Here is a 13,993-nt window from a genome sequence, read left to right as displayed (position 1 = left end):
GACCACATCGCCGTCCTGCACGACGGCCGCATCGCCGCCGAAGGCACCGCCGACCAGCTCAAACGCCTCGTCCCCGGCGGCCACGTCCGCCTCCGCTTCACCGACCCCACCGCCTACCGCACCGCAGCCGCCGCCCTCACCGACGCCACCGGCGACGACGAATCCCTCACCCTGCGCATCCCCAGCGACGGCAGCCAACACGACCTGCGCACCGTCCTGGACCGCCTGGACACCGCCGCCGTCCACGCCGACGAACTCACCGTCCACACCCCCGACCTCGACGACGTCTTCTTCGCCCTCACCGACACCACCGTGCCCGCCCAGAACAGCAAGACCCAGGAGACCGCCCGATGAGCACCCTCACCCACGCCGTCCGCGACTCCTCCACCATGCTGCGGCGCAACCTCCTGCACGCCCGCCGCTACCCCTCGATGACCCTCAACCTGCTGCTCACACCGGTCATGCTCCTGCTGCTCTTCGTCTACATCTTCGGAGACGTCATGAGTGCCGGCATCGGCGGTGAGGACCGCTCCGACTACATCGCCTACATCCTGCCCGGCATCCTGCTCATGACCATCGGGAGCACCGTCATCGGGGCCGCGGTGGCCGTCGCCACCGACATGTCGGAAGGCATCATCGCCCGCTTCCGCACCATGGCCATCCACCGCGGGTCCGTCCTGATCGGCCACGTCGCCGGCAGCGTCCTGCAGTCCGTCGCCAGCGTCGCCCTCGTCGGCGCCGTCGGCGTCGCCATCGGCTTCCGCTCCGTGGACGCCACCGCCCTGGAATGGGTCGCCGCCCTCGGACTCCTCGCCCTCTTCGCCCTCGCCCTCACCTGGATCGCCGTCGGCATGGGCATGGCCAGCCCCAACGCCGAAGCCGCGAGCAACAGCGCCATGCCCCTCATCCTCCTGCCCCTCGTCTCCAGCGCCTTCACCCCCGTCGACGCCATGCCCGGCTGGTTCCAGCCCATCGCCCAGTACCAGCCCTTCACCCCCGCCATCGAAACCCTCCGCGGCCTCCTCCTGGGCACCGAGATCGGCCACAACGGCTGGCTCGCCCTCGCCTGGTCCCTCGCCCTGACCGCACTCGGCTACACCTGGTCCACCAGCGCCTTCACACGCGACCCGAAGTAACCAGCACGGTCGCGCCGGTCATCCCAGGAGGCCGAGCCACCGTTCACCTGCACGCGCCGAGCCCCCTTCCGGCTGGAAGGGGGCTCAGCGGCAGCTCGGCCGGGCGTACCGGCCGAGCCGCTCCTGGTGTCCGGGGATCAGACCTTGTCCGCGGCGATCAGCAGGTACTGGAAGCTGCCGTCCTTGTAGGCGTCGAGGAAGGCCTTCTCGATACCGGTGGCCAGCGGTGACTTGGCGCGGAGCTCCCAGTAGGGGATGGTGGCCGCGGTGAGGTCGACGACGCTCACGGGGACGAGGCGGTTGGCGGCCATCTCCTTGAAGTAGGTGCTGCGGGGATGGATGTTGCAGATGTAGTGGGCGTTGATCTCGCTGACGGCCCGGGAGGGCAGCCCGTACGCGTCGTTGTAGCAGCCGGTGATGGTGACGTAGCGGCCCCCGTGCTTGAGGAGCCTGGCGTACTCGGGGAAGAGGAGCGAGAGGTCCACGTACATGGTGCTCTCGTTGTTCCAGATGCCCTGGAAGCTGTCGCTCTCGAATCCGGTGTGCAGCATGTTCTTGAGGTGGAAGCTGACCTTGTGGTCCACCCCGCGTTCCTTCGCCTGGCCGTTGGCGAAGGCGACCTGGGTCTCGGAGATCGAGACACCGTCGACGCGCGCGCCGAAGCGGCTGTGAGCGACGAAGCTGCTGCCGCCGCGGCCCGACCCCGAGTCCATGAGCCGGTCCTCGGGGGTGATCTCGCCGAGGTGTGACATCAGCAGGTCGGACTGGGCGCACTCCAGACGGTGGAGCTCCGCCGTGAGGCGCTGCTCCCGGGTCTCTTCCGGGCCTTCGAGCACGGACCAGTCCGCGTCACCGATGCCGTAGTGGTGGTGGTAGATGCCGTCGACCTCGCCCAGGCGCAGGTTGACCGGGTTCTTCTCCTGGTTCCAGTAGTTGGCGACGGACTTCTGGTAGAGGCTGCGCAGGGGGTGGGCAGCGGTGTCCTGGACGGTCATGAGGTTCTCCTTGGTCACGGGATGCATGTATGTCGGGAAAGGTTCAGTCGGCTTGCTGATATCGGGGGCTGGTGGCATGCCACTCCTTGCTCCCGCCCATCCACGCCCACAGGCCGGCCAGGTAGCGGCGCAGGTGCGGTGAGCCGGCCGCTGCCAGGACGGCGCAGTCCGCCTCGACGGTGTGCATGAGTTCGTCGTGGATCGCTGCTGTGCGGTCGACGGCTTCCTGGAGGGAGCAGTCGTCCTCGGCGGCGATGAGGTTGGGCAGGTTGGTGTCTCCGGGATCTTCCTTGGCCATCGAATAGACGTCGTTGAGCAGGACGTTGGCCATGCCCGCGTAGAGGTAGGTGCGGCGTACCGTCGGGTCGGCGAGCTCGGTGGCGGGCACCTCGTAGCCGCCCACCGAGTCGATCAGCGCCATGCACGGGTAGAAGGCGTTCTCGTAGCGGTGCAGCAGGTACTCCCACACCGCGGGCCTGCGTCCGCTGCCGCGCCACTGGGCCTCCTGCCCGTAGCCGACGAACATGACGGCGAGTTCGTGGCGCAGCCGGGCCACCTGGGTGGTGCTGGCGAACCGGGAGAGATGGCCGAGGCTGGAGCGGAAGGCGCGGAGTACGGGCTGCCGTCCGACGAGGTCCTCGAACTGCGCCTGGTAGCGCGCGGGGAGCCGGACGGGGTCGATCACCGCGTGCGCCATCGCGAGCCGTGCGCCCAGGAGCTCCGGCTCCGTGTCCTCGCCCTCGTCGACCCAGTGGTCGTCCACGGACCATTCCGCGAGCCCGCAGCGGGCCGCGGCCAGCAGTCGGTCGGAATCGTCGCAGTCGGGGTGCGCGAGCATGAACAGGCGCCCGAACTGGTGGGAGCGGAGGCGTTCGAGACGGCCGGTGAAGATGCCGGTCTCCGCGGCCCATTCCACCAACCGGTTGTTGACCTCCTCGCCCAGAGCGGGATCGTCCCGCACCGCGTCGGGACAGTACAGGGCCGGGATCCGCACCGCCGTGGCCCGCTCCTCGTCGGGCCGGTCGTCGCCGGACGGTGACGGGGCCTCCTGCGGCTGTTCCTTCCGCGCCGTCGCGGGGGGTGCGGAGGAGCCGAAGAGGCGGGCTGCGGACGTGCCCATGCCGGCGGGACCGGCCAGGAGGCGCTCCAGCAACTGCGGTGGGAAGGAGAGTGGTGGGGCCTGAGCGGCGCTCTGGAGTGAGGGAGTCGGCAGCCGGGCGGACGGAAACCCGTTCCGCGTCCATGGAGGGCCGTCGACACCACTGGTCGAGGTCATGGCGAAGAGTGCCTTTCGGCTGGGGACGGGTAGGCGGGCCTGCCACGGCCGTGTCTGTGGGCATGCCGGAGGCAGGCGTCGGGGGCGCGCCCGACACACGGGGGCGCGGCCCTGCCGGACGCGGACGGCACACAGCAGGCCGCGTCCGGTGAGAGGGCGATCGGAGTTCCGGTGCCGGTCGGCTCCGGTCAGCGCCAGCGGCCCACTTCGACGTTCTCCAGGACACCGAGGGCGTCGGGGACGAGGACGGCGGCCGAGTAGTAGGCGGTGACGAGGTAGGAGATGAGCGCCTGCTCGTCGATGCCCATGAACCGTACGGAGAGGCTGGGCTCGATCTCGTCAGGGATCCCCGACTGGCGCAGGCCGATGACGCCCTGGTCGTCCTCACCCGTGCGCATGCACAGGATCGACGTCGTACGGGCGTCGCTCACGGGGATCTTCCCGCACGGATAGATCGGCACGCCGCGCCAGGCGGGAATGCGATGCCCGCCGACGTCAACCGGATCCAGCGTCAGGCCACGCTTGTTGCACTCCCGGCCGAACGCGGCGATGGCACGGGGATGGGCGAGGAAGAACTTGTTGCCGCGCCGCCGGGAGAGCAGCTCGTCCATGTCGTCGGGGCTCGGCACCCCGTCGTGGGGCTGGAGACGCTGCCCGTAGTCGCAGTTGCTGAGCAGCCCGAACTCCGGGTTGTTGACGAGTTCGTGTTCCTGACGCTCGCGCAGCGCCTCCAACGTGAGGCGGAGCTGCTGCTCGGTCTGGTTCATCGGATCGTTGTAGAGATCGGCGACTCGGCTGTGGATCTTCAGCACCGTCTGGGTGACCGACAGTTCGTACTCGCGTGGCGAGGCTTCGTAGTCGACGTAGGTGTGCGGGATCCGGGACTCGCCCACATGGCCGGCCGAGAGGTCGACCGCTGCTTCGCCGTACGTGTTGGTCCGCTGCCGGGGGAGCGCCGCGACCGTCTCCAGATGCGCGCCCAGCGACCGGGCGCGTGCTGCGAGGTTCTCGACGTCGCTCCTGGACAGGACCAGAACGGTGCACGCCGTCGTGGCGCGGTACGTGCCCTCCCAGGCGGCCTCCGGATCGGTGAGGCACTGTTCGCCGAAGTAGGCTCCGTCGGCGAGGACTTCGAGCACGGTCTCCCCGCCGTACGCCCCGGTGCCGACCTTGTCGACGCGGCCGTGCGCCAGCAGGAAGACCCGGTCCTTCGCCTCACCTGCGCTGGCCAGCACCGCACCCTGGGCGACGTCCACCTGCTCGCACCGGCCGGCCAGTTCGCCGAGCACCGCTTCGTCGGCGAAGCCCCTGAGGGCCGGGAGCTCGCCCAGTTCGGCCGGGATGACGGAGACCCGCCCGCCGGTCTGCACGAAGGTCACCCGCCCGTCCCCGACGGCGTAACTGAGCCGCCGGTTCACCCGGTAGGTCCCACCCCGGACGTCCACCCAGGGAAGCATCCGCAGGAGCCACCGGGAGGAGGTCTCCTGCGTCTGCGGAACGGACTTCGATGTCGTCGCCAGGTTCCGTGCGGCGGATGTCGCCAGACTCTGCTGTCCGGTCGTCGGTGCCTGTACGGCTTCCCGGTCGGCTTCAACGGTCATATGTGGTTCTCAGCCCTCCTGTAGTTGCGCCTGATCAGCCTCCCTCTTCGTCACATCGCATGTCATCACACGAAAGAAGGCGAATGTCTCCATCGGTGCTGGGTAGTTGGGCCGGCGATTCGTTTCTTCGTCTGTATGTTCGTGTGGGTTCCGACCTCGTTGCCGCACGTCCCGCGTGCCCTCTCCCGGGTCACCGCCACGGTGCCCCGGGAGCTCCGCGCCCCGGACCCCTCGGAGAGCCGCCCGCCCGGCGCAGCGGAAGGTCACCGAAGGCCGCGTCGTTGGGCGTGAGTTCCACCGCCCGTGCGCTCTTGTACTCGTGGATCAGGATGGAGCGGTGCCGGTCCGTGGTGTTGCGGCTGGCGCGGTGTGCGGTGAGGCAGTGCAGGAACAGGACCGACCCCGGGCGGGTGCGCACCGGCACCACCTCGTCGTCCGGAGGCACCGGTTCATGACGGCGGTGGCTCCCCGGCCACACGTGCGTCGCGCCGGACCCGGCGTCCATGTCGTCCAGGTAGATCAGTGCCGTGACCAGTTCGGGCCGGGTGTGCCGGTCGGTGTCGAGGTCGCGGTGCCACCCCTCCTCGGCCGACAGCCGGGAGGGACGCAGCCGTGCGAACCCCATGTGGAAGTTGATGTCCGGCCCCACCAGCTCGTCCACGACGTCCAGGACCCGCTCGTCGTGGATGAGCGCGTACCAGTCGTCCCCGGCCAGCGGTGTGTTGACGATCTTCCACACGGCGTACGGGTTGTAGGGGTCGAGGTGGGGCAGGGGCGTTCGCGACGCGGCGTGGACGTGCAGCCGGGGATGCCCGGAGGCCGGAGGGTCGATGAGGCCCGACAGCATCCTCTTCATCACCGCCACCTCGTCGTCGGAGTAGAGGTCGGCCAGCAGGTATCCGTCGCGCTCGAACACGTCGCGGTTGTGCATCGCGGTGGCTCCTCATGTACCGGTGCCGGCGTAGCGGTCGAGTCCGCCTCGCCACAGCAGGTCAGCGGGCAGGAACAGCAGGGGACCCGCGAGAGGCAGGGCCCAGACGAACGGGGAGTCGGTCCTGCCGAGGATGTAGAGGCAGGGGAAGTAGCCGACGAAGGCGAACGGGACGACCGTGGAGAACACGGTCAGCAGCCACTTCGGATAGAAGCTCATCGGCAGCTGGGCGAAACTGTCCAGGCGCCAGATCAGCATGCTCAGCATCGCGTCCTGCCGCAGCCAGAAGGACAGGGCCGCGACGGCGAGATGCATGGCCGCGAACACCAGCGCGGAGCCGGCCAGGGCCAGGGGGATGAACAGCAGGACCGGCCCCGAGACGTCCGCCCCGCTGATGTGGAGGGCGCCGAACAGCATGCCCGTCCCGACGACGATCTCGATCCAGACGTCCGTGTCGACCTTCGAGAACAGGATGAGTGCCAACGGATTCGTGGGGCGCACCAGATAGTGGTCGATCTCCCCGCTGCGCACCATGTCAGGGATGTCCAGGGTGCCGAAGAAGACGGTGTTCCACAGTGCGCGGGCCACGGTGGTGAATCCCGTCAGCGCCGTCCACTCGGCGAGCGTCCAGCCGTGGATGCCGCCCGACGCGGAGAGGGCCAGCATGAGGACGGCCGCTCCGGAGACCGCCTGGACCAGAGCGCCGACGTTGGCGAGCACGACCTCGCTCGGGTGCACGAGGTGGCTCCGGACGTTCATCCGGGTGGCGAGCAGCGCGATTCCCGCGGACTTCCGCAGACCCGCCAGGGCGTCAGCCACCGGCGATCACCAGCTTCCGCAGGGCGGCGCGGGTGCACAGCACCGAGGCACCGGACAGCACGACCGCCCAGCAGCCGCCGAGGGCGAGGATCCGGCCGTCGATGAAGGGATCCCGGACCAGGGTGCCCAGCGGGGTGTAGAAGCCGTGCACGAACGGGGTCCAGACCGCGAGGTCACGCAGCTCGCTCGGGTAGAGGGAGATCGGCATCATCGAGCCGCCGAGCAGGAGGAGAAGAGCCTCGCGGACCTCGTTGAGGCCTTCGACACGGCGGACGAAGAACGCCGACAGGCCGATGAGGTAGCTGAAGTCGAACAGGATGACGAAGGCGATGGCGGTCGTCAGAACCAGGCGGCCGGCATAGGCGGGATCGAAGGAGAAGGGGTACAGCAGCGCCCCTCCGGCGACCGCCGCGGGCACGCCGACGAGGGCGGTGACGCCGAGGGTGCGGCCCACCGCGGCGGAGAACCACTGGGACTGGAATCCCGTGGGCAGCAGCAGCTCGGTCACGATCCTCCCGTCCCTGATCCTCGCCTCCAGCTGTCTGGCGAGCGCGAGGCCGGGGACGCAGAGCACCCAGACGGTCCCGGCCGCCGCGTAGAGCGTCGTCTGGTGCAGGGTCAGCCAGCCGGCCCGCGCGGATCCGTCGCCACCCGCATAGACGGCGTTCCACAGCGCCACCTGCAGCCCGATCAGTAACAGGGCGCCGATCCCTTGGGCGAGCGCTCTGGTCCGGTAGTGGAAGGCCAGCTTCACCTGCATGCCGGCGACGGCCCGATGGGTCTGCCACCCCCGGCGCACGGCAGCCATCAGGCACCCTCCAGGTACATGCCCTTGACGAGGCTCTCCAGGCTCGGGGCCTCGATCCGTACGTCGTCGACCCGCGGGTCGGCGAACAACGTCGCGAGGAGCTCTCCCGGCAGCTCGCCCCGGGTGAAGGCGTAGGTGGTGGTCATGCCGGTCCGTTCCTCGACGTGTGCCGGGCCGGGCAGCAGGGGCAGCCGGTGACCCGCCGCGTGATGGACCACCAGCCTGCGGCGTCCCCCGCCGAGCGCGCGCAGTTCGTCGATCTTCCCGTCGTGGACCAGCCGGCCGTCGTCGATCATGACGATCCGGTCGCAGATGGCCTCCACGTCCCGCAGGTCGTGGCTGGCCATGAGGACGGTCGGCGCGGTGTCCTCGCGGAGGTCTCGCAGGACGCCGCAGATGGCCTCCCGCGCGAAGACGTCGAGGCCGATGGTCGGCTCGTCGAGCAGCAGCAGGCGCGGGGCGTGCAGCAGCGTACCCACCAGCTCCGCCCTGGTCCGGTTGCCGAGGGAGAGTTCGCGCACCGGGGTGCCGAGGTACCGGCCGATGCCGAGGCGGTCGACGAGGTGCTCACGGCGGCGCCGGAAGACGGCCGGCTCGATGTCGTAGACCCGGCGGAGCAGCTCGTAGGAGTCCCTGACCGGCAGGTCCCACCAGAGACTGGCCCGCTGCGCCGCGAGGTATCCCAGCCGGGCGGAGAGACGCCGGCGGTCGGCGTGCGGATCGCGGCCGTCCACCCTGACGCGGCCCGTCGTCGGCGTCAGGATCCCGGCGATCAGTTTCATGGTGGTGGACTTGCCGGCTCCGTTGAGTCCGATGCAGCCGACGGCCTCGCCCTCGTCGACCCGCAGGTCGATGCCCTTCAGCGCCTCCACCTCGCTGCTGACCCTGCGGAACAGGCGCACCAGGTGCCCACCGGTCTCCGGGGGCCGCCGGACCCGGTAGGAGCGGTGCACGGATTCCAGGTGGACCCTCATGAGAGCACCCCCGTCCGCCCCTCGTCGGCGATGCGGTCGATGGCCGCCACCTCGTCGGGGGACAGTGTGAAACCGCCGACCTCCAGGTTGCCGGCGAGGTGGGCGGGCGAGGCCGCCTTCGCCACCGTGGGGACGCCGTGTTCGAGGTGCCAGCGCAGCAGGATCTGGTGGACGCTGCGGCGGTGGCGTGCGGCGGTCGCCCGCAGCACCGGGTGGGCCAGGTCGTTCTCACTGAAAGGGCTGTGTCCCTGGACCACGATCCCGAGTGCGGCGTGGTGCGGAGCGAGAGCAGGGTCGAAGTGCCGGGGACCGAAGGCCACCTGGTTCACCGTGGGGACGACACCGGAGCGGGTGACGAGATCGTCCACCTGGCCGGGCCGGAAGTTGCTCACGCCGATGGCACGGGCCAGGCCCTCCTCCCGGGCCTCGACGAACCGTCGCCACACGGCCAGGGACCCGTCGGCGTCCAGCGGTCCGTGCATCAGCCAGAGGTCCACGTACTCCACCCCGAGCAGGTCCAGGCTGCGCGACAGCGTCTCGTGTTCGCGCCCGGCGTCCTCCTCCGGGAACTTGGTGACGATCAGCAGTTCGTCACGCCCGATGCCGGAGGCGCGGATCCCCTCGCCGACCGCCTGTTCGTTGCGGTACCCGGTGGCCGTGTCGATACAGCGGTATCCGAGGCCGAGTGCCTCCCGCACACCACGGCTCGCCTCCCGGCCCCACATCTGCCAGGTGCCCAGGCCGACCGGGGGGAGGACGCCGCCGGCCGGGATCCGCCCGCTCACCGGGCACCGGCCCCGTCATGGCCGCCCGCCGTGCCGTCGAGCAGGTCGAACGTCGCGCCGACCGCCGTGAGCAGGTCGTGGTGCGCCCGGTCACCGATGGCCGAGAAGTACCGCTGCACGAAGCCGAGGTTGGAGCGGTTGACGAAGTTGGCGGTGACGGAGACGGTCCCGGTGGGATTCCGCACCTCGTGGGCCCATCCGCTGGGTGTCACCACGATGTCTCCTGGTTCCTGGACCAGGGTGACGTTCCCCCGGCCGGCCCCCGGAGCGCCGCCGCAGCCCGGAGGGAGCAGACGCCATTCCTCGGACCGCCACGGTGGATGGAAGGTCCACTCCTTGCGCCCTGAACACAGCAGGTTCCACGCGGAGCTCGCCATCGTGTCGACGTGCAGGGGTGAGCCGGTACCGGCCCCGCCGATCATCAGCCATACCCAGTCCGGACGTACGTCCGCGGGCAGCGCGAGGAGCCAGTTCAGTCGGCGGACCTCGCGCGGGACGAGGCTCCACAGCTCCGGTTCGAAGTCCGACAGCAGCTGGTTGCGGAGGTAGAACCCCCGCGGACGTGCGGCCCGTACCTCGTCGAGGACCTCCCGCAACCGCACGGTCACCTCCCGCCCCCGGGAGTCCTCCGCCACCACCGGGCGGTCGTCCAGCTCCCGCAGCCGTGCCTCGCCCAGCGCGCTGTACACGGGCCACGTCCGGCCGGCTCCGCGCAGGACGACGGGCACGGGGCCGCACATCCGGACAGCCGTGGCCGAGTCGTCAGCCGTTGAAGTAGTCAACGCGGCTGCCCCCTTCCGCCTGGCGGGCCCAGTCCTCCCGGTGCCCCTGCAGCGCCTGGGGTCCGAAGGCGCCCTCGATGTCGGCCCGCGCGCGCAGGCCCTGCACGAGGTTCTCCCGCTCGGACATGCAGCGCGCCTGCTTCGCCGTCACCTTCTCCCGTACGGTCCCGGCCGTGTCCGACGCCCGGAAGGGCGCCTCCGGGACGGTCACCGTGCACATCGGCGCCGCCCAGCAGGTCCGGCAGGAACCGGCCTGCACGGCGTCGCGGAACATGCCGAGCTGCTCGACCCCGGCCAACGGGTCGACGCCCCGGCCGGTGTGGCCGACGGCGAAGTCCGGGGACTGGTACTCGTACGACGAGTAGAGCGTGCCGTCCGAGCCGAGCACGAGGTACTCGTTCCCCGGGACGAGCTGTACGCCCAGCAGATGTCCGAGCCGCGGGCCGCCGTCCCGCTCGGGCTGGTTCAGGGCACGGTGGAAGGACCGGTGCAGGAACCCGTGGCTGAAGGCGAAGCGGTAGCGGCCGGACTGCTCCCGCTCGTCGTACGGCAGCCGGTGGGACGCGACGAAGAGGTCCCAGACCCTCCGCTGCTCGGCGAACATCCGGCGGAAGTCCGCGTACGACTCCTCACCCCCCGGCAACAGCAGGTCGAAGTCCCAGGCCAGCGCCTTCAGCGCGGTGGGCCACCCGCTGAAGTACCGGTACAGGGTGCCCTCGTCGAGCGGTGCCGACAGGACGCAGATGATGGCGACGCGCGAGGCGAAGTAGTCGGGCCAGTTCTCCGCGAGCCAGTCGGCCCGCTCCCGCACGCGGTCATGGGTGCCCTTGCCACGCCGGTCGATCCGGTAGCGGTCGTGGTTGGGACCGTCGACGGAGATGTTGAGGTAGATGTCGTGCTCGACCAGGAAGCCGACGATCTCCGGTGTCAGCAGCATGCCGTTGGTGTTGACCTGGACGATGAGGTTCTCCGTACGGGAGCCGACCTCGTGCATCCGCTCCTCCAGTGCGAGGACGGAATCCTTCAGCTGGTCGAACGCCATCAACGGCTCACCACCGAAGAAGTAGACCGCCCGCTGCGCCGGCTCCAGCCGCTCCTCCCCTGTGACGAAGAGGTCGATCGCCGCCCTCACCATGTCCCTCTCGGGGGAGGCCGTCCGGTGCGGGCGCGTCCCCGGGTAGGCGCCGCCGTAATAGCAGTACGTGCAGCGGATGTTGCACTGCTCGGTGGGGTTGAGCATGAGCACCCGTACGCGCGGCTGTTCGAGACGCGCGTGGGGCGGCAGCTCCGGGAACTGCCAGCCCGGGCCGTCGAACGGTCTGACCAGGGAGGCGAGGTCATCGATCTCGCCCTCGGAGATCCCCGCCGAGACGGGCGCGCCCCGGCCCTGTGGCGCTGACGCGTCCGGACGGTCCCAGCGTGTGGCCCGCAGCAGCGCCGCCTGACGCGAGGTGATCGCGTGGACCTTGCCGGTGGCAGGCGTGTACAGATGGAAGTGACCGGGCCGGCGGTCGCTCTCCCACACCCTGTAGAGCCACGTGAGGCCGCGCTCCTGACGGATCGTGACCTCGTCCTCCCCCTGATGGGCCCCGGTGGCGGAGTCCGCCGACGTCCGGACGTCGGGCCGGTCCGTGTGCTCGATCAGCTCGATCTGCCACGCGTGCAGGCCGTGCGCCCGGTTCTCTTCCGTGGTGTCCGTACTCATCTGCCCCTCGCTCGTCCCTGGTGGTCGTCCAGCAGTGCCCGCAGGCAGCTCATGACGAGTGCGGAGATCGTCGCGCTCGTCGCACGGTTCGCGCGGTCGTCCTGAAGGGCCTCCACGAGGTCGACCGCGACGACGCGCCGTGTCCGGCAGACGTGCTCCACGGCGGCCAGCAGCTCGCGCAGGCGGTAGCCGCCTGCCTCCGGGTGTCCGGTGGCAGGGAACTCCGTGGGGTCGATCACGTCGAGGTCGACCGACAGGTACGTCGGTTCGTCGTCCACGGGATCCGCCGCCTCCGCGAAGCCGTACGTGTACGCGCAGCGCAGGGCCGGCGGCAGCGGACCGCAGGAGGCGGGGAGAAGGGTCCGTACGCCGTACAGTTCCGCTCCGGAGACCACGCCCGTGCGCAGCAGGTGACCGAGGAAGTCGCCGTGCGTGATGTCGGTGAGCGCGGGCATCGGCCGGAGGCTGAAGTCGCAGTGGGCGTCGAAGCACACCACGCGCACCGGCCCGTGCAGCGCCGCCAGTCCCGTCGCCACCGGAGCGGTGAGGCTGTGGTCCCCTCCGACGAACAAGGGGATCGCTCCCACGCGGGTGAGGCGTTCCGCGAGACTGGTGAGCGCCCGGTAGTACGCGGCCCTGCCCACCCGGGGGTCGATCGGAACGGCCCCCAGATCGCCGACGTCGAACACCCGACGGCCGGCGAGCACCGGGCCCCCGGTCAGCGGATCGATCAGCCCGCCCAGCGCACCGTCGACTCCGACGCCCCAGTCGTGGCCGGGGCTCAGCTTGCGGAAGATCTCAGGCCCGTGGCGCTGGCCCGGCACACCTGTCACCCCGGCGTCGAACGGCAGCCCCATGATCACCGCGTCGGCTGCCAGGGACCCCGACACGACGCAGCCGATGTCGGCAGCGGGCAGCCCCAGGGCGCCGGCGCCGGACCGGATCGAGGCGGCCGTCACGACGCCCGCCACCCCTCGGTCCGCTCCGCCCGGCCGTCGGTGACGGTGACCAGACGCACCCTCAGCAACGCCGACACCAGGGCCGACACGGAGGCCTCCGTGGCACCCGCCCGTTCGGCCAGCTCCCCGATGCCCACACGGCGCATCCGGAGAAGCGTCTCGCATGCCGCGCGGTGTACGGCGGGCAGGACGAACTCGTGGTCCGCGGCGGTGAGCACCACGCTCTCGTCCCTGACGTCGAGGAGCGGGGGCTGCACGGTCACCAGCTCGACGACCGCGTCCGCCTGCGGACGCGCGTTCAGCACGTCCCACGGCAGGCCCGCGGTCTCCCGGCCCCCGCTCCTGCGCCGCTCGGCCTCGAAGAAGTCCGGCAGGGTCAGCCCCTCCGCCTCCCTCACGAACGCCGTGACGAGCCGCTCGGCCTGCGCGCGCTGCTCCTCAGGGGTCCCCGCCCGGGACAGGCTCTCCCGTACGTCGACGTTGCCGAGCGCCCGGTACGCCACCCAGCGCAGCCAGTCGTAGCCGGTGCGCCGGGTGAACGCGAAGGTGAGGTGGAGGCTGGATTCGCCGCCGCCGCGCACGGTGTGCCACCAGCCGCGGGGCACGTGGATCACGTCGCCCGGTTCCAGCGTCCTCTCGAACAGCACCGGCTCCGGGCAACGGGCCGGGTCGCTGTCCCCGTACTCCGGGAGCGGGTGCTCCTCCGACGGCCCGTGCACCTGCCAGCTCTTCGTGCCGTGCACCTGGAGGACGAAGGTGTCCACCTCGTCGAAGTGGCTGGCGAAGGCCTGCGAGTCGTCGAAGGTGACGAAGAGGTTGCAGGAGGCGGTCTCCCCGACCATCCGCATGACGTCGTCGGTCGCGGCGCGGACGGCGGGGTGGATCCGGTCGAGCGAGTCGATGACGAGACTGGCGCCCCCGCGCATGAGCGAGAACATCCTGGCCAGGTCGACGACGAGATGACCCGTCCGCGTGACGGTGTACTCGTGCTCGGGCAGAGACCTGCCCCCGGTGCACAGCTTCAGCTCCGCGGGCTCCACGCGTCCCCGGGACAGGATCTCGTTCAGGTCGTGCCAGGAGAAGTGCTCCCGCACCAGGTGCGGGTCGAGCTTCCGGAGCACCACATCGGTGCTGAGGTGTCTCACCACGAAGTCGGGGCCGAACGCGGCCGCCAGCGCCCGGCCGAGTCCAGAGGCGGATTCCGTCATGATTCCGATGTCTC

The 13,993-nt window shown here is 70.4% G+C and carries 13 protein-coding genes and 1 pseudogene; 2 read left to right on the top strand and 12 right to left on the bottom strand.

Going from position 1 to position 13,993, the window contains the following annotated elements:
- Both ACFC51_RS28935 and ACFC51_RS28930 read left to right on the top strand, forming a co-directional pair.
- A pseudogene (locus tag ACFC51_RS28935) lies at positions 1-354 on the top strand (ABC transporter); the annotation flags it as partial.
- Positions 351-1,136, top strand: a complete 786-nt coding sequence (locus tag ACFC51_RS28930; protein WP_376531646.1) for an ABC transporter permease — start codon at positions 351-353, stop codon at positions 1,134-1,136. The pseudogene ACFC51_RS28935 and the gene ACFC51_RS28930, both read left to right, overlap by 4 nt.
- A 137-nt stretch (positions 1,137-1,273) precedes the next feature.
- On the opposite strand, the gene ACFC51_RS28925 is transcribed toward ACFC51_RS28930, so the two are convergent.
- From ACFC51_RS28925 to ACFC51_RS28870, 12 genes are all read right to left on the bottom strand, one after another.
- Positions 1,274-2,131, bottom strand: coding sequence for a geranyl diphosphate 2-C-methyltransferase (locus ACFC51_RS28925; RefSeq protein WP_376373270.1), 858 nt, complete (start codon positions 2,129-2,131; stop codon positions 1,274-1,276).
- Between the two features lie 43 nt (positions 2,132-2,174).
- Positions 2,175-3,284, bottom strand: a complete 1,110-nt coding sequence (locus ACFC51_RS28920; RefSeq protein WP_376373268.1) for a family 2 encapsulin nanocompartment cargo protein terpene cyclase — start codon at positions 3,282-3,284, stop codon at positions 2,175-2,177.
- Between the two features lie 311 nt (positions 3,285-3,595).
- Positions 3,596-5,008: a family 2B encapsulin nanocompartment shell protein gene (locus tag ACFC51_RS28915; RefSeq protein WP_376531644.1), complete on the bottom strand. Its 1,413-nt coding sequence runs from the start codon at positions 5,006-5,008 to the stop codon at positions 3,596-3,598.
- 190 nt (positions 5,009-5,198) lie between these two features.
- Positions 5,199-5,939 carry a phytanoyl-CoA dioxygenase family protein gene (locus ACFC51_RS28910; protein ID WP_376373262.1) on the bottom strand — a complete coding sequence of 247 codons (741 nt, stop codon included), beginning with the start codon at positions 5,937-5,939 and terminating at the stop codon, positions 5,199-5,201.
- 12 nt (positions 5,940-5,951) lie between these two features.
- Entirely contained in the window at positions 5,952-6,758 is an 807-nt protein-coding gene (locus ACFC51_RS28905) for an ABC transporter permease (RefSeq protein ID WP_376531642.1), read from the bottom strand.
- A complete protein-coding gene (locus ACFC51_RS28900; RefSeq protein ID WP_376531640.1) occupies positions 6,751-7,566 on the bottom strand; it encodes a hypothetical protein in 816 nt (271 codons plus the stop codon). Before ACFC51_RS28900 ends, ACFC51_RS28905 begins: the two co-directional genes overlap by 8 nt.
- Positions 7,566-8,540 carry an ATP-binding cassette domain-containing protein gene (locus tag ACFC51_RS28895; protein ID WP_376373255.1) on the bottom strand — a complete coding sequence of 325 codons (975 nt, stop codon included), beginning with the start codon at positions 8,538-8,540 and terminating at the stop codon, positions 7,566-7,568. Before ACFC51_RS28895 ends, ACFC51_RS28900 begins: the two co-directional genes overlap by 1 nt.
- Complete coding sequence (locus ACFC51_RS28890) at positions 8,537-9,325, bottom strand: aldo/keto reductase (RefSeq protein WP_376373253.1); 789 nt, start codon at positions 9,323-9,325, stop codon at positions 8,537-8,539. The genes ACFC51_RS28895 and ACFC51_RS28890 overlap by 4 nt, the downstream gene beginning before the upstream one ends.
- On the bottom strand, positions 9,322-10,107 hold the full coding sequence (locus ACFC51_RS28885) for a transcription factor jumonji (protein ID WP_376373250.1): 786 nt from the start codon (positions 10,105-10,107) through the stop codon (positions 9,322-9,324). The genes ACFC51_RS28890 and ACFC51_RS28885 overlap by 4 nt, the downstream gene beginning before the upstream one ends.
- The gene (locus tag ACFC51_RS28880; RefSeq protein WP_376531638.1) at positions 10,088-11,812 is read right to left on the bottom strand and encodes a radical SAM protein; all 1,725 of its coding nucleotides are present in this window, start codon (positions 11,810-11,812) and stop codon (positions 10,088-10,090) included. The genes ACFC51_RS28885 and ACFC51_RS28880 overlap by 20 nt, the downstream gene beginning before the upstream one ends.
- Positions 11,809-12,771 (bottom strand): arginase family protein, encoded by a 963-nt coding sequence (locus ACFC51_RS28875; RefSeq protein ID WP_376531636.1) that lies wholly within the window; start codon positions 12,769-12,771, stop codon positions 11,809-11,811. The genes ACFC51_RS28880 and ACFC51_RS28875 overlap by 4 nt, the downstream gene beginning before the upstream one ends.
- The gene (locus tag ACFC51_RS28870) at positions 12,768-13,979 is read right to left on the bottom strand and encodes a JmjC domain-containing protein (protein ID WP_376531634.1); all 1,212 of its coding nucleotides are present in this window, start codon (positions 13,977-13,979) and stop codon (positions 12,768-12,770) included. The genes ACFC51_RS28875 and ACFC51_RS28870 overlap by 4 nt, the downstream gene beginning before the upstream one ends.
- Positions 13,980-13,993: the final 14 nt, after the last annotated feature.

Origin of the sequence: Streptomyces sp. NPDC055962 (assembly GCF_042270185.1) — a bacterium.
In the GTDB taxonomy this organism is placed as follows: Bacteria; Actinomycetota; Actinomycetes; order Streptomycetales; family Streptomycetaceae; genus Streptomyces.
This window is presented reverse-complemented; position numbering and strand designations above follow the sequence as displayed.